General features: G+C 40.5%; 19 protein-coding genes. 10 read left to right on the top strand and 9 right to left on the bottom strand.

Features of this window, described 5'->3' with window-relative positions; all coding sequences use genetic code 11:
- Nucleotides 1-5: 5 nt before the first annotated feature.
- Nucleotides 6-914 (bottom strand): erythromycin esterase family protein, encoded by a 909-nt coding sequence (locus JKG64_RS01695; protein WP_210352610.1) that lies wholly within the window; start codon nt 912-914, stop codon nt 6-8.
- Nucleotides 915-1,071: 157 nt separating this feature from the next.
- Here JKG64_RS01695 and JKG64_RS01690 point away from each other — a divergent pair, with 157 nt between their 5' ends.
- The 4 genes from JKG64_RS01690 to JKG64_RS01675 all read left to right on the top strand — a co-directional run bounded on the left by JKG64_RS01690 (nt 1,072) and on the right by JKG64_RS01675 (nt 4,309).
- Nucleotides 1,072-1,248 (top strand): hypothetical protein, encoded by a 177-nt coding sequence (locus JKG64_RS01690; RefSeq protein ID WP_210352609.1) that lies wholly within the window; start codon nt 1,072-1,074, stop codon nt 1,246-1,248.
- Between the two features lie 106 nt (nt 1,249-1,354).
- Nucleotides 1,355-2,371, top strand: a complete 1,017-nt coding sequence (locus tag JKG64_RS01685) for a sensor histidine kinase (protein WP_210352608.1) — start codon at nt 1,355-1,357, stop codon at nt 2,369-2,371.
- Between the two features lie 130 nt (nt 2,372-2,501).
- On the top strand, nt 2,502-3,113 hold the full coding sequence (locus JKG64_RS01680) for a class I SAM-dependent methyltransferase (RefSeq protein ID WP_210352607.1): 612 nt from the start codon (nt 2,502-2,504) through the stop codon (nt 3,111-3,113).
- An 86-nt stretch (nt 3,114-3,199) separates the two neighbouring features.
- Nucleotides 3,200-4,309, top strand: coding sequence for a hypothetical protein (locus JKG64_RS01675; RefSeq protein WP_210352606.1), 1,110 nt, complete (start codon nt 3,200-3,202; stop codon nt 4,307-4,309).
- Nucleotides 4,310-4,535: 226 nt separating this feature from the next.
- Here JKG64_RS01675 and JKG64_RS01670 read toward each other — a convergent pair whose 3' ends face one another.
- The 7 genes from JKG64_RS01670 to JKG64_RS01640 all read right to left on the bottom strand — a co-directional run bounded on the left by JKG64_RS01670 (nt 4,536) and on the right by JKG64_RS01640 (nt 14,477).
- Nucleotides 4,536-6,953 carry a TonB-dependent receptor gene (locus JKG64_RS01670; protein ID WP_210352605.1) on the bottom strand — a complete coding sequence of 806 codons (2,418 nt, stop codon included), beginning with the start codon at nt 6,951-6,953 and terminating at the stop codon, nt 4,536-4,538.
- A 261-nt stretch (nt 6,954-7,214) separates the two neighbouring features.
- Nucleotides 7,215-9,746 carry a tetratricopeptide repeat protein gene (locus JKG64_RS01665; RefSeq protein ID WP_210352604.1) on the bottom strand — a complete coding sequence of 844 codons (2,532 nt, stop codon included), beginning with the start codon at nt 9,744-9,746 and terminating at the stop codon, nt 7,215-7,217.
- Nucleotides 9,747-9,974: 228 nt separating this feature from the next.
- Entirely contained in the window at nt 9,975-11,243 is a 1,269-nt protein-coding gene (locus JKG64_RS01660; RefSeq protein ID WP_210352603.1) for an amidohydrolase family protein, read from the bottom strand.
- 146 nt (nt 11,244-11,389) lie between these two features.
- Nucleotides 11,390-12,025, bottom strand: a complete 636-nt coding sequence (locus JKG64_RS01655; RefSeq protein ID WP_210352602.1) for a LysE family translocator — start codon at nt 12,023-12,025, stop codon at nt 11,390-11,392.
- A gap of 186 nt (nt 12,026-12,211) precedes the next feature.
- The gene (locus tag JKG64_RS01650; protein WP_210352601.1) at nt 12,212-12,775 is read right to left on the bottom strand and encodes a DinB family protein; all 564 of its coding nucleotides are present in this window, start codon (nt 12,773-12,775) and stop codon (nt 12,212-12,214) included.
- Nucleotides 12,776-12,829: 54 nt separating this feature from the next.
- Nucleotides 12,830-13,366, bottom strand: a complete 537-nt coding sequence (locus tag JKG64_RS01645; RefSeq protein ID WP_210352600.1) for a Crp/Fnr family transcriptional regulator — start codon at nt 13,364-13,366, stop codon at nt 12,830-12,832.
- 13 nt (nt 13,367-13,379) lie between these two features.
- Nucleotides 13,380-14,477: a hypothetical protein gene (locus tag JKG64_RS01640; protein ID WP_210352599.1), complete on the bottom strand. Its 1,098-nt coding sequence runs from the start codon at nt 14,475-14,477 to the stop codon at nt 13,380-13,382.
- Between the two features lie 560 nt (nt 14,478-15,037).
- Between JKG64_RS01640 and JKG64_RS01635 the strand changes: the two genes are divergently transcribed.
- The 6 genes from JKG64_RS01635 to JKG64_RS01610 all read left to right on the top strand — a co-directional run bounded on the left by JKG64_RS01635 (nt 15,038) and on the right by JKG64_RS01610 (nt 19,213).
- Nucleotides 15,038-15,544, top strand: coding sequence for a hypothetical protein (locus JKG64_RS01635; protein WP_210352598.1), 507 nt, complete (start codon nt 15,038-15,040; stop codon nt 15,542-15,544).
- A 28-nt stretch (nt 15,545-15,572) separates the two neighbouring features.
- Nucleotides 15,573-15,998, top strand: a complete 426-nt coding sequence (locus tag JKG64_RS01630) for a hypothetical protein (RefSeq protein ID WP_210352597.1) — start codon at nt 15,573-15,575, stop codon at nt 15,996-15,998.
- Nucleotides 15,999-16,113: 115 nt separating this feature from the next.
- Nucleotides 16,114-16,482, top strand: coding sequence for a nuclear transport factor 2 family protein (locus JKG64_RS01625; RefSeq protein WP_210352596.1), 369 nt, complete (start codon nt 16,114-16,116; stop codon nt 16,480-16,482).
- A 325-nt stretch (nt 16,483-16,807) separates the two neighbouring features.
- Complete coding sequence (locus JKG64_RS01620; RefSeq protein ID WP_210352595.1) at nt 16,808-17,767, top strand: hypothetical protein; 960 nt, start codon at nt 16,808-16,810, stop codon at nt 17,765-17,767.
- Nucleotides 17,768-17,910: 143 nt separating this feature from the next.
- On the top strand, nt 17,911-18,363 hold the full coding sequence (locus JKG64_RS01615; protein ID WP_210352594.1) for a hypothetical protein: 453 nt from the start codon (nt 17,911-17,913) through the stop codon (nt 18,361-18,363).
- A gap of 31 nt (nt 18,364-18,394) precedes the next feature.
- The gene (locus tag JKG64_RS01610) at nt 18,395-19,213 is read left to right on the top strand and encodes an AraC family transcriptional regulator (RefSeq protein WP_210352593.1); all 819 of its coding nucleotides are present in this window, start codon (nt 18,395-18,397) and stop codon (nt 19,211-19,213) included.
- Here JKG64_RS01610 and JKG64_RS01605 read toward each other — a convergent pair.
- Nucleotides 19,188-19,349 (bottom strand): hypothetical protein, encoded by a 162-nt coding sequence (locus tag JKG64_RS01605; protein ID WP_210352592.1) that lies wholly within the window; start codon nt 19,347-19,349, stop codon nt 19,188-19,190. The genes JKG64_RS01610 and JKG64_RS01605 overlap by 26 nt on opposite strands.
- Nucleotides 19,350-19,355 lie beyond the last annotated feature (6 nt).

The following is a 19,355-nucleotide window of genomic DNA, read 5'->3' as shown; positions in this document are numbered from 1 at the left end:
ATTATCTAATCTGGTAATAATCGCTCACATTTGCTTCCTTTATCCACGCTAATCATCATATCATATTTAGCATCCGGTGAGTGGATATTGATAGCAGGAGAATTACTATCACGCTCGGAATCTGAAACGCCAATTATTAAATATCTATCTGGATGGTTTTCCTTCAGAAAGACCCCGAGCTTCTTATATCCCACAAATGCTGGATCATTTTCAATATGAAAATTATGGGCCCATACAATCACGCGTAAACCAGGAGAAAGATGCTGCTTGAGATTTTCATACATCATAGAATCTCTTGGAAAAGTGGGATCGTCCCATAAGGTTGTAAACTGCTCTAATTCTCGAAAAAAAACAGCGTTTTCTTTGTTGGCGATCTGCCCTTTTAACGTTTGTACATTATACTTCGCCTTTCTAAAATCATGGAGCCATTCGGGAGTCATTGTTACCTCAGGACCACTGTCGAGAATCGAGCGAAGGCTTTTATCTATCAATTTTTGAGTCTCTTGAGTTTCTTCCAACATGCTGAGGTCATCACCAATGTATTTTTCTAATTTGGATAATGGAATAGAATAGTTCTGAAAATCTATACCAACAAGCTTTACACTCTGGTCGTTACCTGCGTTATGCTGTTTTAACCACTCCAACAGGTCTAATATCTCTACAGCATCCAAAAAACCGGCACCTTGCAAAGAATAGGGTTCATTTAGAGAAGCTAAAACACTCTTGGGGTCCAGCTCTACCTTACCGTGAATGTAGCTATTGAGGAGGTCAGTTACGCTCATTGAAGCCTCTAAGGCAATAATATCTATGACATTTTGTTTTACAAAATGCTTTATCAGTTCTACCTTTGACTTGTAATAACCTTGACGAAAATGTTCGGCCTCCCCCAGACCGATAATGTCATGCTGTTTCATAGTATCGATAAGCGTATTTAAATCTTTGTTTGAAAAGGACTGAGAAGATGCTCTTACGGAAAAAAACAACAGTAATGCAATCACTATAAGTCGATGATGACACATAATTTATAGATTAGATATTTTTCTTATATGATATTCTAAGATAGGTAATTCTATGAAATACACAAATATCTGTCGGACTTTGGTCTCCTTAATGTTATACTATATGTTGGATGATCGTTATATCTATGTCATTTATAAACCGAATGAGAACGGTATCAAATCGACGCTCGTAACGATTAGCGTGTCAAAGCATGACAATGTATTGATCTATGAAGAAGTACTGGATTGAAAAGTTCTAACGGATTGAATTGGCTCTAAGGAATTCCACAAGCTTAATTAATTTGACATTCGTAATTAGAAATTATACCAGCCCATTAATTGTAAGAAAAGATTGGATGAGTGATGATAAGGAAATACTGGATATCCGAAAAGTAGGGAATAACTTCTTTATGACATTAATTGTCTTTCGGTCACAGTTTTTATCTAAATTTGGGGTTCAAATTATACATCAAACTATTTTAGTAACTGCCTTGGAATCCGAAACTATAATCAATATTCTGCTCGCTGGAATTGTCGTGAGTAAAACAATAATATTCATTTTGGCCTATCAATTGGTAAAAAAGAATAGGGTTTTGAAAACTGAAAAGATAAAGCTGGAAGAAGCAAATTCTGAACTCGTTAAACAGTCATTAGATATCAAAAATTATGTTGAGGAACTTAAAGCCGCGGAGAATTTCAAGACTAAAGTATTATCTATAGCTTCTCATGACCTAAGAGCTCCTTTTGCATCAATGGAATCATTATTAAAGTTGGAAAGCTTGTGTTTGATGGGAAGACAGGAGTTAGAAGCATTTTTTGAAACCCTAAGACAAGAGGTTGAGAAGTCCAGAATTATGCTCGATGAAGTATTACTGTGGACGGAATCCCAGCTACGGGATAGTATTGAAAACAAAGCTACCTTAAACTTGAATACGGAGATCGATAAATTGCTCAATCAGTTCAGTTATGATATTAAGAAGCAAGGAAAAACAGTTATTAATAATATTGATCAAAACTCATATTTAAATATCAACGAACCTATTTTTACTTTTGTTGTTAGAAATGTGATCAGCAACGCCATTAAATATGGTCGGCCTAACGGTGTTATTTCGGTGGATCACGTTAAAAAAGAAAGTGGAGAATGTGGTGTCGTTATACTGAATGAAAGTGAAGAGTTAGCAGATCATGCTATTCAGAACCTTAACCATGGAAAAAGCTGGGAACGCAGGAAAATGACAGGTAGTAATGGTAGCGGTCTTGGAATTTCTCTTTGTAAAGATCTATTCAAACGTATAGGGGGTATTATATATTTTGAGAACAAAATAGGAAAAGGTATAGCGGTTACCATTATATTCCCTGCTGGCTCATATTGAATCAGAAGACAAAAGTCTAAAAAAATAAAGTAATATTGTCTAGTCATCAGCTGGACTGTAATAAGTTGATAGAGGGGCGGCATGTCCAGCAGAGTGATCAACATCATACCCTGCATATAACAAAACGACTATGACAGAATTTTGGGAGGAAGCATTTAAAGACAAACAAGAAATGTGGGGCTTAGAACCTGCAAAATCTACCATTCTGACAAAGGATCTTTTTCTTGAACATAAAGTGAAGAATGTTCTCATTCCTGGAATCGGCTATGGCCGTAATGCACAAATTTTTATGGAGAGCGGAATGACTGTCACGGGTATTGAGATCTCGCAGACAGCTATTGATCTGGCTCAAAAACATTTTGGAAGCCAATTGACAATTTATCATGGCTCGGTTACAGATATGCCTTTTGATAACCAGTTGTATGACGGAATATTTTGCTACGGATTGATTTACCTGTTAAATAAGGACGAAAGGGCAAAGCTGATCCAAGACTGTTTTAACCAGCTAACCGAAGACGGCGTAATGGTTTTTACAGCAATTACGAAGGACGCTCAAACTTATGGAAAAGGAAAACTGTTAAGCAAAGACCGTTTCGAAATGTTTGGCGGAGTCAAAATATTCTTTTATGATAGACAAACCATTGAACAAGAATTTGGTAATTCAGAACTTCTGGAAATAACTGAAGTAACTGAAAACTATCCATTTTACTTAATAAAATGTGGGAAAAGAAGACCATACTGATGGAGAAGAGCTAGAGCTTGAGTGCAATAAAAAGTATGCTATACCATGCATAATTGATTACATTAGAAACATATTGCTCGATTAAAATGAAAAACATTGATAAGATAGATACATTTGAGACAACGGTCGAAAAGACAAACCTGGGAGTAATAACTACGTTGCTTACGGAAGTCGAAGTATCTGCTAAAGACAGTATTTCCTTTGGTGCAAAAAGCCTTTTGACTAATTATGTATACAAAGAGAATGGGGCTTATAATTTGGTTTACACGATTGTTGGTACAGATGGCACAATAGAAAGTTTTGTGGAAGATGATGGAATTCTTCCTACACAGTTTTTAAATCCAGACGGAGAAAATTATATTTCACTTGTCCCATACCATTCTGACAAAGAGCTGGAAATCAGCATCCCTGTTTTCAATAGGGAAAACATAGATTTACCGAAAGGAAATAGACCTTTTGTGGGTGAATTTATCGGAGTTTCAAACCAGTTTTCGATTTTTTATGATGTTGATTTTTGGTCTGATACCAAACCGGACAAAATGCTGGCGATCGAATTTAAGAACGCTGTGATAAAAAAGAAGCATAATATTAAAGTACAGCTTCCAAGAAATAACAAGATCTTTATTGAAAACAACGAAATCCATTTGCTTACAAAAGATGGAAATAGTTGGCTACACAGGCAAATAGATGAGAAAGGTAATGAAATCAGGCAACGGAGATTTAAAACCGGTTCAAAATCCTTTTTGCAGATCCTGAGTTTATCTTTTGACAAAAGTTCCTATCTACTTGCTCAAGAAAAAGGAAAAATCAGTATTGAAAAGATAGATGAAAATGGTGAAAATTCGCGCATGGATCTTATTGATATAAAGGACCCGTTTTTTAATACCTGGCTACCTGTTAAAATAGCAGAGGATACTTTTGTCACGAGGTTTAATGGGGAATTTGGCAATGGTTGGCTCACCACGAAGAATGGTGTATTACTAGAAATATTTTACGGTAAAGGAGAAAAAGGTTATAAAAACCTGTTGACAGCAGAAGTTCTGAAGCTAAAACAGGACAACTTAGTTATTTCGAGTATTAACAAGACTCAGGATAATAGCTATGCAGTTGTATTCTATCCAATGACAGAAGAGCGAGATAAAAACAGGGAACTAATCATCTTAAACCGTGAGGTAACATTTACTGAGAGTCTCTAGCGGCGAGATCTTTCAAGGTCGCCTGCAAAGCTTCTCCCCCTAACTTTCGGGCCACAATCTCTCCTGCTCGATCTAGAAGGAAGTTGTCGGGTACTCTACTCCAGAAGGTTCTTTTACAGATAATTCTTCCAATGTTTTAATAAAAATACTATTTTGAAAGAGACATTCTACTTTATTAATCGTTTGATTTTCAATTTGGCCGGAGAAGAAGATAACGTGTTAAAAACTATTTAATCCTTCCGCTTTCGCTCTCCAATGCTGATTTTCGAGCGCGCTGGTCTTTGGAGGCGCCTTTTGTGAAACGATATGTAAAACTCAGCCTAGCCTGTCTTGATTCATAATAGCCATAGCTCTGGGATTCGAAACCCGGAAAATCCTGGGTATACCGGCTTATGTTCCCTTTATAGATATCGCTAACAGCCAACCGCAACGACGCTCTGTCCTGGAGGAGGCTTTTTTGAATGGCAATATCGACCTGACCGTAAGCTCTACTGAAGGTATTGGCACCGCTCAGGCGCCTTGTATTGTAGACAGCAGTCAGTTCGGCCCTGAACTTGGAAGGTAACTGAAATGTCTGTTGCAAATTGACGCGTCCGGCCAGCTGTTTTAAATTAAGATTTCTATATTGATCGAAAGATACGTTATTGTGAATGTGGTAAGCCAAACCATTGAAGGTGATATCCCACCAGGTCACCGGTCTCAGGTTTTGGGTAAGCGATAAGGACCAATGCTTCTGTGTGCCGATATTCTTGTTGATCATGACGATCTTTTCTGTATCTACGGTGTCTGTTACCCGAGCATTGAACTGGTCGGTGTAGGCATAGCTGAGTGAGATGACAGTGGTACTCTTTCTGGAATACAACAGGGTAAAACGCTGGGTAAGCTCCGGATTTAAAAATGGATTGCCCTGCCAAAAGGAGAGTTCGTCCAATAGGTAAACGAACGGATTGAGGTCCTGATAAGCCGGTCTTTCTATTCTCTTGGCATAAGACAGGGAGATGTTGTGGTCTGTGGAGGGTTTCAGACTGACGGAAAAGAAAGGGAATAGGTTTCTGAAATTACGTTTTATCTCGCTATCCTGCTTCTGATTGCGCTCCATAAACAATAGTCGGCCTGTGGAATTGGACAGCTCCATACGCAAGCCGGTCTGAAAAGACCATTTGTGCAGGGTGCGTCTGTAATCTACATAGGCTCCAAAAATCCGCTCGTCATAGTGAAAATCATTGGTACGCCTATTGTCCAGACTGTCGGTTTGTCTGATGACATGGTAAAATCTGGAGTCATTGGCGGAGCTGATAGCGGAATACTTTGCCCCTGTTTCAAACTTTCCGCCCCAGAGATTGGCGGAGTAGTCTATCTTGGCTCCTTTTAGATCAATATCAATCCCATTGAGTGTACGGTACAGGCTATCGCTCATGACTGCTCCATGCCTATCTCTGTAGGTATTAGACTGAAGGTTCTTATTCCACTTGTCAAATAAACCGTAATCAGCATCAATGTTCAGTACATGACCTAGTGTATCTTCATACTTATAGTTCAGATTGAAATTGTACCTGCTGGTACCCTGTCCGTAGTAGTCATTTATGGCGTCGAGGGAATGATCAACTTCGGAGGAAGGAAGTATACTGATGTCGGTCTTGGTATCGGTGATGCCTCCGCCGAAAATAAAGTTGCCATTGGCCAGAAAACCTATTGTATTCTTCGCATCGATGGCATAATCGGCTCCGACCTGACCGGACATCTTCTGCCGCTTATCGATATCGTCGGTATGGCTGTCGTAGGACCGGCCGTTCTGCTTTCTATTGGTTCCGTATTCGTAGTTATAATTGCCCAGTGTATGGTTGTAGTTCCCGTATATATTCCACCTGTCGCGTCGGTAACTGATACTCATCTGCTGCATCTGCTTTGCACTGACACCGTAGGCTAAGCCGGTCGTCATACTGCCACTGACGCCTTTTATCTGATTTCTTTTGGTAATAATATTGATAATACCTGCAGCTCCTGTGGCTTCAAACCTGGCGGTGGGACTATTGATGACCTCAATGGATTTAATGGTATTGGAAGATATGGACTTCAAAAGGTCGGTAAGCTCCTTGCCCGACAGGTAGGTCTGCTTACCATCTAAAAGTATCTGCACACCTGATTTGCCATTGAGGGTAATATTAGTTTCGTTTTCAACATGTACACCGGGGGCTTTCTTGAGAGCTTCTAAAGCGGAAACATCTTGGCCTCCTATTGTGCGATCGACGTTGTAGGTGATGGTACCACCGTTTATCTCCAGGACTCTGGGTTTTCCTTTGACTTCAACCTCTTCTAATGCACGGGCAATAGGGACAAGTGTAATGGTATCTAAATCGGCTGCAGCTGTCAGATTAAAATCTGTTCTGTAAACCTGGTAACCTACGGACCTAACGGTGAACTGATATGGTCCTACGGATGGGCAGTGAAGGGTAAACCTACCGCGATGATCTGTGCTGGTCTGGACATCTTTTGGAGCGCCTACCGATGATCCTGTTATGGTAGCAGAAGGTATCGGTTGTGCTTCCTGATTGACTACCACACCGATTACATAAACCGATCCGCTCTGGGCGAATAAAGCAGCGGTGGGTAAATACAGAAAAATAATCCAAAGGAAACGGAGCATAATACTATTAGGTTACTGGTATGTGATATCTTAAATCAGAGCAGTTGTTTAGCGACCGCATCTGATTATCAATATAATTACTGCAGTAAGATTACGAATAATAATCGAAATCAGCAAGAAAACGCACGAAAAAGCAAAGACGCTATATTTGTAAGTTCTCCCATAAAAGTGGACTATAGAACTGACCTTTTCCCGGTTTTATAGCCCTATGGTTTTAGGGAGGATACCGGGAAAACGAAGTGATTATCCTATTTTAATTCCTTACTTTTTCTTCAGTTGCTGTAAACGCTGCTTGGCCAAAGGAATGACATCATCATCGCCTTCATAATTCTCTAGTATGCTTTCTAATGTGCTCTTGGCCTGGGTAGCATTGCCTTTACGTGCATAGGTGTCGGCAAGGAGGATAAAACTCTTAGCGACCCAGTAATCATGGGAATCCATATTCTCGATTACATCAAAGGCGGACTTTTGGGCTTTGTCGTACTCTTTGTTATCGTACTGCATCTGCCCTACGCTATACCTTGCTTCGGCGCTGGCTGCAGATTGGCTTTTTAAGGCTGCCAGATTCAATTCCTTGAGTGCAGACTCTTTATTCCCCTGCTGTAACAGTGCCTTTGCGGTATACAGGTGTGCTGTCGCAATCTCTTCATCGGATGCCTGATCATAATTTTTCACCAGTTTGACGTACTTATCCATCTGCTTTAAGTCACCGATCTGGAAATAACAGATCATCAGATTGGTAACGGCATAACCGTAGTTAGCTTTATAATCTGTATTGAGCTCGAGTTTCTTGAGGTGTACGATGGCCTCGTTGTATTCCTTCAAACCCAGGTACAGGGCAGCGGCAGTAAGAAGCGTCTGTTCGGTATACGGGCTTGTCCAGTCGTTAAGGATAACGTTGAGATCCTTCAATGCTTCTCTCGGGTGACCTGTATGATATAAACTGACGCCTCGGATATAGCGGGCATGCTTTTCTTGTCTGGGCTTAGGAAATTTATCGAAATAAGCATTGATTGCCTCTACAGCAGGACCATACTGGCCTCTTGAAAATAGGGTCTGGCATGCCTTGAATGCGAGATTGTCCTGCTCTGCGGGACTCAGGTCGGTGATATTGTTACTGAGGGCGTACTGTATATAGCTGGTCGCATCGCCTTGATCCAGATAGATGTTTTCAATGGATCGCATGGCTTGTGCGGCTTCTCTGGTTGTGCTGTATCCGGTCACCACTTTCTGGAAAGTGGCCATTGCGGCCTCGGAGTTATCCTGATTGTACTGGACAAGACCAATGGTCAACAGTGCCCTGGGCACATAGCTGCTGCGCGGGTATTTTTTGATCATCTTTTCCAATCCTTTGATAGCATCCTCGTAATTGCCTGCCAGGAAATAGACATAGGGTATCTCGAATGCAACGTCGTCGGCATAGTCTGAGGTCGGAAATTTTTCGACGACGGAACGCAGGGTGTTGAGTTTGGCTTCGTTGTCGCCCTGTAAGCCCTGGATAATGCCGTGCTGGAACAAGGCGTAATCCTGGTTGGGTGCTCTGCTGTTGATGAGCCGGTCATAGTATTGGTTGGCCCGCTGATAATTTCGGGTCGCCAAATAGGAATCTCCTAAACGGGCGATCACATCATACTGTATATTTTTGTCTAAAGAACTTTCGGCTGTGGCCAAAAAGCGTTCAAAATACTGGGCTGCCATGCTATACCTGTGAATACGGAAAGCCGAATAGGCCAAAGCATAGTTGGCATAATTGTAAACATCGGTGTTCCGTGCGGCGGGCAGACTGAGGAATCTGGAAAAGTTGTCGACCGCTTCGCTGTATTTACGTACTTCGTACATGGCCTCTGCTTTCCAATAGGTCGCCAGTGCAGCCATTTCCATATCAATCGGTAATTTTTCTGCCCGCATCAACATGGATATACTGTTTTCAAAGGCACGTTCGTTATAGAACTCTAATCCCCGATAATAGGTTATCTTTTGATAAACCGCATCGGCTTTTTGTTTTCTATTGGGAAATGACTCCAACAAATAGACAGCGGTCTCGAAATTACTGCCACCGGACAGGATTTCGGCGGTGCGTGTTTCGCTGTTCTCATTTCGATCTGCTTGCAGATCAATATTTGCGTACTTGAGCTCGAGATATTCTCGAAGGGGTGCCACGGCAGCCTGGATCGAATCCAACTCGCCTAAGATTTTGGCGTAGTTATAAAGGGCATCTGCTTTCAACTCCTGATCGAAATCCATTTGTGAAGCTTTGGAAAATGCTGCCCGTGCACCTTGCCTGTCTCCCGTTTCTTGGGCAATCTTGCCTAATGCAATGATTGAGCTCTGGTAAAAAGCATCGGATGGGGCGACTTTCTTCAGAATGGAGGCAGCTCTTTCGTACTCGCCGGCATGGTATGCCATGATACCAATCCGGTTATTATCGATATTATTTCGGGGAGCGTTGGGGTATCTATCGGGCAATGGACTATGAAAAGGCCGTCTAAAATCATTCATATCAAGATAGATGCTAGCAACGACCTGCCGCAATTCGTTCTCAAGATCTTTTCGTTCGATCTTCATGCTCGGACTCCGGCGGATCTTGACGGCATCGGCAAGCATGGGACGGTAGTCACGTACGATCTCTATGGAATCTAAAACTGATGATTGGGTACCGGTCTTTTGTTCAGCAGGCGGCTTCTTTTCGCCAGTTTGCTTACCCTGCTCCTGGGCATACCCAGCAAGCAGTAACACTGAAAAAATACCGGTAAGTATATGTCCCTTATAGCCTATATGTTGTTTCTGTACCATTGTTCTTCCTATTTTCTGACTTTTCTCCATCTATTCCTTACCCTGGTAATATACAGAATTAATCTGCCAGGTTGTAATAATTAGATGCATTAAAACCATGCCATAATATTAAGGACATTGACATCAACAATCCTATCTATCGGAAGAACCCCCTCCTCTTTCTTGGCCTATGTTCCTTAAAGTGATAATACCTACAGGTGGTAGAAATATCATCACGGTTTCGCTATTCTATTTCACTATATGGCCGGCCTGTATCACTTTTTCCGGTTCGAACAACGAACGTAGGTTCTTTAATGGATCACTGTCCAAGATCAGAATATCAGCCCGCAAACCCTTTTTAAGATAACCACGATCGTGCAAACCTGTGACCTGAGCAGCATTGTAGGTTAGACTCTCTAGCACCTCCAACGGAGTCATTCCTGCCCGATCTTGGTATAGTGATACTTCGTTGTACAATGGAACCATATCGCTATTTTCCGGGTAAATCCAATCGGTGCCTGCAACTATCTTCACCCCTGCCCCGTGCGCTAATTTCAAAATCTCTAAGGAGTAGTCCAATTTATTATTGGTGGCATGAAAAACCGTAGGGTCAAAGAAGACTTTATTCTCCTTCATCTGAGTAAACAAAGGATTTAAGATATTCGGATCAACTTTAATTCCCTCATATACTCTTTCCCAAGCATAACTGATGTTAAGGCTATCGGATGGTATCTGCTCGAAAATCACATCCGCGGCGTGGGAGATGCTATTGACAGAAAGGGATACGGCGTCGGATGGCTTAATGGGGTATATTGTAGCGTGACTCCATACCAATAGGTTTTGCTTTCTTGCTGCTCTAACAATCTTTTCCAACAGTTCACTGGACATTTCTGCGTAGGTTTTGATGGCGGTCACTCCAGCGTCTTTGGCCTGCTTAACGACCTGAGCAATATCTGTTGTGTCGCTGACGGCACGCTCCCAGGGTGAATTTCCCATTTTGATACGGCTACCTTGTGAAAACATTTCAAAGTAGCCAGGACCGGCAAACTGGGCCGCGTAAAAGATGTCAGGGCCTGCTTTTGCTCCACTTTTAATTTCTTGTTTATATTGGGCCAAATAAGGAGCGTTTCCTGCCATATCGCGAACCGTAGTGATGCCATGCTGCAGCATATTTTCCAGTATTTTGTCTGTAGCATTCCTTGCCTTTTCTATATCGGATAAATCTATGGTCGCCAAATGGATGTGGGTGTCAAATAATCCCGGTACAATGTACTTGCCAGTACAATCTATCTCCTGAACATTACGGCCTACGTTGATTTTCTTTTTTGAAATAGCCCTGATAAAACCATCCTGGATAAGTATAGATGCCTGATAGGGTCTGACATTGGATCTTCCATCTATTATGGTAGCATTGTGTAATAGGATCGAATTCGTGTTTTTCTGTGCTAACGATGAACCTGCTCCTATATGGAGAAGAAGAAGCCCGAGACAAAGTTTTTTAATAAGATGCTGTATCATTATAATAAAGGGTTTTAAACTGAATTTCTGGCGACCGATATCATCGGTCAGCCCTTAGATAAAACAACTTACACAGCCCTAAGATATATCTGCTGTTAAAATAATTATAACAACGCCCTATTTTCTACTCACAAGCCTCTACTGGTCTATTTAGCTTTTGAAGTAGCCATCTTGATGGTGAGAAATAATAAAGTGCTTGCCATAAACCATTTCTGCACTTTAACCCATTTCGGATTCTGGGCGAAAAAGCCTGCAACTTTTGCTGCAGTCAATACAATAAAAAAATTGACAGTAAGGCTTACGCAAACCTGTACAATCCCCAACTCTAAACTCTGGAAAAGAACCGATCCATATTCAGGCTTGATAAACTGTGGAAAAAACGACAGGTAAAAAACGGCAACTTTAGGATTGAGGACATTGGTAAAAAAACCAATGGTGAATAACTTGTAAGGGCTATCGGTCCTTATATCATCATCCACTTCAAACAGGTTTTTACTATTAGGCCTAATCGCCTGATAAGTTAGGTACAGAAGATATACGGTACCAAATACTTTTAGAATTGTATAAGCAAATGGGACGGCAAACAAGATGGCAGTAAGTCCGAAAGAAACCATCACAATGTGAAATAAAAAACCACAAATAACACCGGCAAGTGACATCAAGCCTGCCTGTCGACCTTGGGTTATGGTGCGTGATATGATATAAATCATATTCGGCCCCGGACTGATCACTAACACGAATGCGGCCAATGCAAAAAATAAAATCTCATTGAATGGAACCATAACTTTATGAATATCTTATGTGGAACGATTTTTCTCTAATGTATGTTGCAAATAAAGCGAATTTTTAAAATTTCTGAAAACAAAAAACAGGTTATAAACACATTATTTATAGAATAAGATGAGAACGGTAGTTCTTTTGATTTCTGATAATGCCACGCAGTTTATGTAGCTTCAAATGAGATAGACCTAAGAAGATCTTTTTGAATGTTTAAAAGAATCCAAAATATCCTGACATTGGACGACATGTCGGAAGTTATGGTAAACAACTACACGGAAGGTATCTCCTAGTCTTAGCTTAATCCACTTTGAGATTGAGATAGCGGTTTTTACTTTTGTCAAATCTATATTTTTAGATTTTTCTAAGAGCGCTAGTAGCTGCTGTTGGTATGCTATAAATTTATCTAGAACATCTATATTGACCTGACTATTTATTGGGTTCATAGCCTGAAAGGTTTTGATTTTCTTAAATCCTTCCCGAGGCAACATGCTGTTGGCGAAATAGCTTCCCAAAAGACCTGGTTTGAATGTAGTCGATTGGCGATATGTGGATGTTTGGATCCGCTTACTAAGCTCGGGGATATAGAAGTCTGCGTAACGGTTTAGATGCTCGATACACTCTAGGATACTCCAACTATCAGGGTTTTGCTTATATTGTAATTCGGATATACTCCGTGTTTTGAAAGCCTGGACTTGGTCTAAATCTCTTTCAGTATATTCAATCAGTTCACGAATTAACTCTGGTGCATTCATATTAATCTTTTCTCCAAATATCCATAATATAGCATATCAAAACATTGATTGAAATCATGACTTTTTTAATCTGGAAAGTGTCTCAGGTGCCATTCTTAGATAAGAGGCAATATGTCTGTCGGGAATTTCCTGAAATAGTTGGGGGCTACGCTGTAAAACGCGCTTATATCGCTCGGTAGGGGATGATATCAGTATGTCTTTTTCGCGCTCTAGCTGCTGTACGATAAGTTGTTCCTGAACGATATTCCACAGTACTTTTAGATGCTCGCTTGAATTCATTAAAGCGTGATAACTTTGCTTTGAAATCACTTTTACTTCGGTCTTTTTAAGTGCCTGTATATAATAGTCTGTGGTATGCCCGGTAATGAAGCTGTCCAGTGCCGTGACGAAATTGTGTTTATAACCAAAACGGATAATGCGATCTTCATCCCCATCAATCATACTGACCTTGACACTACCTGCAATGATATAATATAGACTGTCTTCTATCTCTCCTGCCCTACGCAAATATTCATTTCTCTTTACGCCGACCGTTTTACTCCAAAGACCGGCACGTTCTATCTCCTGGTATATTTGCTGAATGATGTCCATACTATTGCCTTTATTATGTCTGCTGATGTATGGTGACTATAACAGAACAATCGGTGCAGATTTCGATGTAAAGTGTTCCTTCTGAAGCTTCAATCAATTGGTCCCATTGGAGTGCTGCCAGTAATTTCATTTTCTTCTGACAGTCTGGACAATCTTCGTATTGCCAATCTTGGATCCAGTCGGGATTGCCACCGATCGTAGAAACATCATCATTACCACAGGAAAAATAAGCAGGTTTTTCGGTCTGCGACAGAACCATTTTGCTGTTCACTAGACTTGTGAGGTCCGCATCGGAAATATACTTCTCGTTTGTATAGGGTTCTACGACTTCGAATGTACTCTCTCCATCCAACTGATAACGAACGATGGTTCTGTCACACATGCTTGCGCAATTGGGGCAGATCGGGATATTCAATTGACCCGGCAGGCCCAGAAAGGACAGTCGCTGATCTCTCCCATCAAGGGATAATATATCGATGGTCTGGCAGGAGCAAATGGCGCATTCTTCAGCTCTTGCCCGGGCAACGAGGACAGCATTATCTTCCCGAGACTCTTTGATAAGGGAATAGCAGCTGTCGTAGTTCAGCTGAATCCGGGTTCCATCAGCACCAAAAGTCCAACCTGCCTGTTCGGCGTAGAATGAGGGATCGACATACAGATTCTTTCTCCAAGGTAGAGGGTTCTTCTCCAACTGGTAAAAGGCGCTCTGTACGTTATCGTTTCCTATGACGGAAAGGCAACTTAAGATATCTCCCGCGTGTGCACAATAGGGATCATTGATTAACGCAATCAATTCGTCTTGGAGTTCTGGAGAAGCGTCCCGATACAAGGTGGCTGGATTGTAAATTTTATTCCTAAAGGCGGCGTCAGCAATTTCGCGGGTATTGATGTCACGGTAAGCCAACAGTCCGGTGAAGTCTTTGTAAACCTGCTCCCACTTACCTATGGTTTCTATATTTTGAATTATGTTCTGTACTGTGGTTTGGATCTGTCCATCGCTCATCGACTCATAAGATTCTCTTACTTTTCTATTTGTACAAGCATAGCATAGTCCTTCGAAATATTTCTCTCGGTCGCACTCAGGGCAAGGTATAGGGGTTCGATCTCTCATTTTTCTTATTTAAAGGACTTCAGAATTACTGCTAATATACTTTTTTTTTAGGTTTACTTATACTTCTCAAAACCCCATATTTCAGCACCTAAGACCAAAAGGGCCATGACATGGTAAGGAGTACTAAAACCGAATTTATGACTATCACTAATAATAAATCTATCTTTTACGGGAACCCGTATTTTACTCTTAATGTGTTTATCTACCTTGCGCATAATATTAGACAATATTAAAATCGGTTAGTGCGTGCGTAAGAAGGCCGTCTCCCCAAGAGATGGCTTTCTTCACTTTAAGCATTTATTTTATGCCTGATGTATAGCTATTTATTATCCCTAAAAAAGGCCTATATTTCGGCTATTAAAGATCTTAAACGATGAGTTGAGTCACCAAATTCCAGCATTGTTATATTGCATGTAAAGGTGAATTTATGTAGGTTTGTTTACATCAGCATAATAGTCCATCTTCAATTAAACTATGGTCTTATTGTTGCTACTCATCATTGGATCTCTTTGATACTTTAGAGTCTATTGGTTATCTTTTTATTTTAGAAAACGCTTAATATGGAACTTAACTTACCTAAGAAACTGGCAAAGGCTTTGGAAAAAGAAGCTACGGATGCCCGTATCAGCTTACATGCCCACATCGTTAAGAAGCTTGAAAATATTACACCCAGTACGGAGTATATAGATATCAATAAGCTTAAAAAAGGTCTACCCGTACTTGTGGAATTCCTGAATAAGATACCTTCCGTCAAGGTAATCGCTAGCGATCTATCTGCTGATGCGTATTGGTGGGTGAAACTGGATATTGATATTAAACATAAACTCGCCTGGAACGTGGTGCAGGAACTGGGATTCGTGCTGAATTATATTTCTATACAGGAACCGATGCCTACGGTTTTTAAACCAGTATCTCCTCCCCCTTACCTGAACGGTGGTCCAGCAGAATTTTTATCCTGGGTTGTCGAATCGACATTTAACTATATAGACCCTGAATGGGTTAAAGAGATGATTGAAAGCAGGTTGCCAAATCCAATAGAGGATCAGAAGAAATGGAACAAGTATTAATGTTCTATAAATCAGTAAATGTATAACGATGAATATAGAAGAACTGATCGATCAACTCAATGCAATAAATCCTAATGATGAGTCTCTTTATGAGGTGGATTCTATTATAGATCTGTTGCACAAACTGGATATCGGTGAGGCAAAAAGGGCTATTGGCCCCTTGTTTAAAATATTTGAAAGGTTGAATGAAGGACATTATGATGGTGTTTTGTGGTCTATCATCCATGGCATTGAAGGGTTTAATGAATATGAAGATGATCTGATACAATCGGTGAATAGATGCCCCAATGAATATAATCTGTTAATGATAAACAGAATTCTGAATTCGGGTAAGCAGTCTTATAAATCGACTGATTATCTTTTGTTGCTGAAGGAGCTACATACTGATAATAACCTATCAGACTTTCTGAAAGAAGAAATCAACGGTTACATAGATAGACACTCACAACCATAAAAGGATCTTGACGGTAATTATTTAACGGTTGTATCACCGTTGTAACATGACAGCGATATCAGGTAAGAGAGGTCATCTATTTTCGTTATCTTTAACCTAACAATTATAAAACATAATGACAAAAGATGCTATTTTAGAGTTAGAAAATAGGCTTTATAGTGCTATTAAGGAAAGCGATCTGCAAGCTCTTGATGAACTGTTGCATGAAGATTTGCTTTTCATCGCCCCAAGTGGTGAAGTAATTACAAAGGAGATCGACTTAAAAACGTATCGTGAGGGGCAACTAAAGATCACCGAACTGGAACCTCAGATTGAAAATCTACATATTATAGATGATACAGCTGTCATTACTCTAACCATAGAAATGAAAGGAAATTATAATGGACAGCCATTCGAAGCGAAATACCGTTATATCCGATTTTGGAAGCATACTTCTCAAGGTATCCGAATAATTGGAGGCAGTGGAACCCAAATCCCAATTTAAGTCACCTTGTTACAAACTATGCAACATCAGGCATAACTATTCTCTCTCCCACGCAGCGTATCGAAGAGGATGTACACGGCCTCTCTGTTGATCACGCCCGCCAATCCTCAGGCAACTGATTTACAAAGGAATATTCGCTATTACACCATAATATGGGGGCAATAGCAGGCTGCATTCTGGTAGCCAGAAAAGATCATTCATAAAGGCCCCAGATTTAAAATCGCGTATTCAAAAAAGATAGAAACTTGTCATTTTCTCTTAGATTAGCAAAAAGTGGGAGTAAAAAAAGGCCTCTTAGAAGGCCGTAAATCAATAACACACAAACATGATCGAGACAGATAAAATTTTAATAAGCGAAAATCCCCAAAGTGTGTACACACTGGAACTCAAAGACGGGAAACCTTTTAATGGCTATGAGGTAACAGAGGAAAAATTACTAGGCGAATTCCCTTTTGTCAATTACTACGAAAATGGCGAACTAACGATAAAATATGCTGTAGATTTTATCGCGAAAGATCAATACGTGGCTCCAATAGTCTATACGCTAAAAACCACTTATGCTGCGGGGATAGCTGTAACAGGAAATGTATACCGCTATTCGGGTATCGGATTTCTCCTTACAGATCACTATCTCGATGGAGAAAAAGTCGGATTGACGGTAGATATGTTTGCAATGCATTATTTCAACCGCATAACGTTTAAAATAGAAAGCGACCAACTCGTAATCCAAAGCTTTGACACGAGCGATGAAGTAAAGATCCGCCAAAAAGACGAATGGGCAGTAGCAGATTATTATGTAAATGGGCAACTGGTACAGCAATCGCAGCCTATGCTATTTCGAGTAGAAGAAGGCAGACCACACTCAAGTTCTGTATTCTATTATGATTCGAATAAACAGCTCCGCCAATATAATATGTTGCCGAATCAGGAACGTACACCGTGTTCTGACCACGAATTGTTATCCAAATTCTATGCTCAGTTCTCTTTTGAGTACGCGGGTACAATTGAAGGACTATTGCAACAGATAGATCAGTACTTCAGTACGGCAACGGAAGATACGGAAGAACCTATAGAATCTATATTCGAGCATCTCGCAATACCTTATACACAGGAAACAATGCTGGGATACGTGAGCTTTGACCATACTGGACAGCCCCATATCGGCGTACTATTCCAGAATATGGAAGAAAAATACGCGCAGTTTACAACGGTCAATGAAGAGATAAGAGATCCGGAGATCATCAGCCGATTGCTACAGGTTCTAAAAGAAGACAGCAGTCATTAATCAAAAGAACTGCATTCGGGTTCCTATCCTAAGATTCCTGAATGCAGTTTATCAACTAATTGAGCAAGCTTGGCAACTTGGTACCAAGTTTGCAGCACAGATGATGGAGTCACATTCCTCTAATGATCGTTACTATATAAAATATGAAAATTGCTTTAACTGCGATATGTGTATTACTAGGTTTAATGATAGCACCAAAACTACAGGCACAGAACAGTCTTTTTGGTCCTTCGATAAGCTATCAGTACCAAAAAGGCAGTATCTTAAAAACGGGCGTGTATTATTGTTCGGAAATTAACACCAAAAATTTGTTTAAAATAGATGCTACAGCTAACTTCAGCTGGATACAAAATAAGTCTACCGTAATCCCAGAAGTAGCGGGCACTTACTATTCGGCGATGTATATAATAGGCCTACTCGGTAGAGCAGAATTCACGCCCTATACGATAACTCCTAAGGTTGGCTTTACGATACTGACATTGCTCGAATTAGACTTTGGATATGGGTTTGCTATTTCGGACAAGAAGAACTACAGCCCTATCAAGGGCTTTGCTACGTCATTGCGTTTTAATATTCCGATCAACAGTAGACTATAGTCGTTACAATATTTAGCTTCAGGGAAGTTAGATGATGACAAGAAAAAAGCATAAAATGGTTTATCAAGAGTTTCGTCCAATCAAAGTGTTAGAAGATTACATCCAATACTTCTGGGTATTGGAAGATCATGCAGACAACTCTAATAAGACTTTTTTTAGAGTAATTCCGGATGGAGTACCTGCATTGATATACCAGGAAGGGCCATCGCTTTTTTATGACCACAGGAGCCTGCCTCTACCTCAGCTCTATATCTATGGACAATCGTCCCGATACATTGAAAATAGCATAACGGGATATTTTAGGATTATTGGAGTCTACCTACACCCTACAGCGCTGAAAACTATTTTTAATATAGACGCTTTTGAGCTGAGCAACCAGAATATCCCTTTATCGGATATTGTGTCGGACAATATCCTTGAGCGGCTGCTGAACGCTAACACTATAGGTAAAAAGATAGCAATCCTATCGGATTTTCTTCTAAAACGGATACGGTCAGTGAAAATAAACGGTGAAAAAGCAGCATTTGCCACCACACTTCTCCAAAAAGGGGCTAGCCTCAAGGATATACAGTCTGAAATGGCCTTGTCTGAACGTTCGTTAGAAAGGTTGGTAAAGCAATATGTAGGCATGTCTCCCAAAATGTTTTCGAGAATAGCTCGCTTTCAATCCGGTCTGGATATTTTGCGGAAGTCAGATTCACATAACCTTACCACACTGGCCTACGCCAAGGCGTATTTTGATCAATCGCATTATATCAGGGAGTTTAAAGAATTCACAGGAACCACCCCAAAGATTTTTTTACTCCGCTCGGATGAAACATTGGCTAATTTTCCAAAATGGAATCTATAGCATCTCTGCTCTTTCCATAATTGTCGGTTTTATCCAATTCCATTAAAGTTGCTGTCCCTAATTTTGCCTTAAATATAGCGCGCCCCTCATCGAGGGATGGAGTATGCTCGTCCTGTGCTAATGGTTGAACATTCATAAAACA

Origin of the sequence: Sphingobacterium tabacisoli, assembly GCF_017908035.1 — a bacterium.
GTDB classification, from domain to species: Bacteria; Bacteroidota; Bacteroidia; order Sphingobacteriales; family Sphingobacteriaceae; genus Sphingobacterium; species Sphingobacterium tabacisoli.
This window is presented reverse-complemented; position numbering and strand designations above follow the sequence as displayed.

Bases quoted from the DNA above. Each gene is read 5' to 3' on its own strand.
- JKG64_RS01695 (WP_210352610.1), bottom strand. From the start codon at position 914: ATGAAACAGCATGACATTATCGGTCTGGGGGAGGCCGAACATTTTCGT.
- JKG64_RS01670 (WP_210352605.1), bottom strand. From the start codon at position 6,953: ATGCTCCGTTTCCTTTGGATTATTTTTCTGTATTTACCCACCGCTGCT.
- JKG64_RS01630 (WP_210352597.1), top strand. From the start codon at position 15,573: ATGAATATAGAAGAACTGATCGATCAACTCAATGCAATAAATCCTAAT.
- JKG64_RS01680 (WP_210352607.1), top strand. From the start codon at position 2,502: ATGACAGAATTTTGGGAGGAAGCATTTAAAGACAAACAAGAAATGTGG.
- JKG64_RS01650 (WP_210352601.1), bottom strand. From the start codon at position 12,775: ATGAATGCACCAGAGTTAATTCGTGAACTGATTGAATATACTGAAAGA.
- JKG64_RS01610 (WP_210352593.1), top strand. From the start codon at position 18,395: ATGATGACAAGAAAAAAGCATAAAATGGTTTATCAAGAGTTTCGTCCA.
- JKG64_RS01665 (WP_210352604.1), bottom strand. From the start codon at position 9,746: ATGGTACAGAAACAACATATAGGCTATAAGGGACATATACTTACCGGT.
- JKG64_RS01625 (WP_210352596.1), top strand. From the start codon at position 16,114: ATGACAAAAGATGCTATTTTAGAGTTAGAAAATAGGCTTTATAGTGCT.
- JKG64_RS01675 (WP_210352606.1), top strand. From the start codon at position 3,200: ATGAAAAACATTGATAAGATAGATACATTTGAGACAACGGTCGAAAAG.
- JKG64_RS01645 (WP_210352600.1), bottom strand. From the start codon at position 13,366: ATGGACATCATTCAGCAAATATACCAGGAGATAGAACGTGCCGGTCTT.
- JKG64_RS01605 (WP_210352592.1), bottom strand. From the start codon at position 19,349: ATGAATGTTCAACCATTAGCACAGGACGAGCATACTCCATCCCTCGAT.
- JKG64_RS01635 (WP_210352598.1), top strand. From the start codon at position 15,038: ATGGAACTTAACTTACCTAAGAAACTGGCAAAGGCTTTGGAAAAAGAA.
- JKG64_RS01640 (WP_210352599.1), bottom strand. From the start codon at position 14,477: ATGAGAGATCGAACCCCTATACCTTGCCCTGAGTGCGACCGAGAGAAA.
- JKG64_RS01620 (WP_210352595.1), top strand. From the start codon at position 16,808: ATGATCGAGACAGATAAAATTTTAATAAGCGAAAATCCCCAAAGTGTG.
- JKG64_RS01685 (WP_210352608.1), top strand. From the start codon at position 1,355: ATGAGTGATGATAAGGAAATACTGGATATCCGAAAAGTAGGGAATAAC.
- JKG64_RS01615 (WP_210352594.1), top strand. From the start codon at position 17,911: ATGAAAATTGCTTTAACTGCGATATGTGTATTACTAGGTTTAATGATA.
- JKG64_RS01655 (WP_210352602.1), bottom strand. From the start codon at position 12,025: ATGGTTCCATTCAATGAGATTTTATTTTTTGCATTGGCCGCATTCGTG.
- JKG64_RS01660 (WP_210352603.1), bottom strand. From the start codon at position 11,243: ATGATACAGCATCTTATTAAAAAACTTTGTCTCGGGCTTCTTCTTCTC.
- JKG64_RS01690 (WP_210352609.1), top strand. From the start codon at position 1,072: ATGAAATACACAAATATCTGTCGGACTTTGGTCTCCTTAATGTTATAC.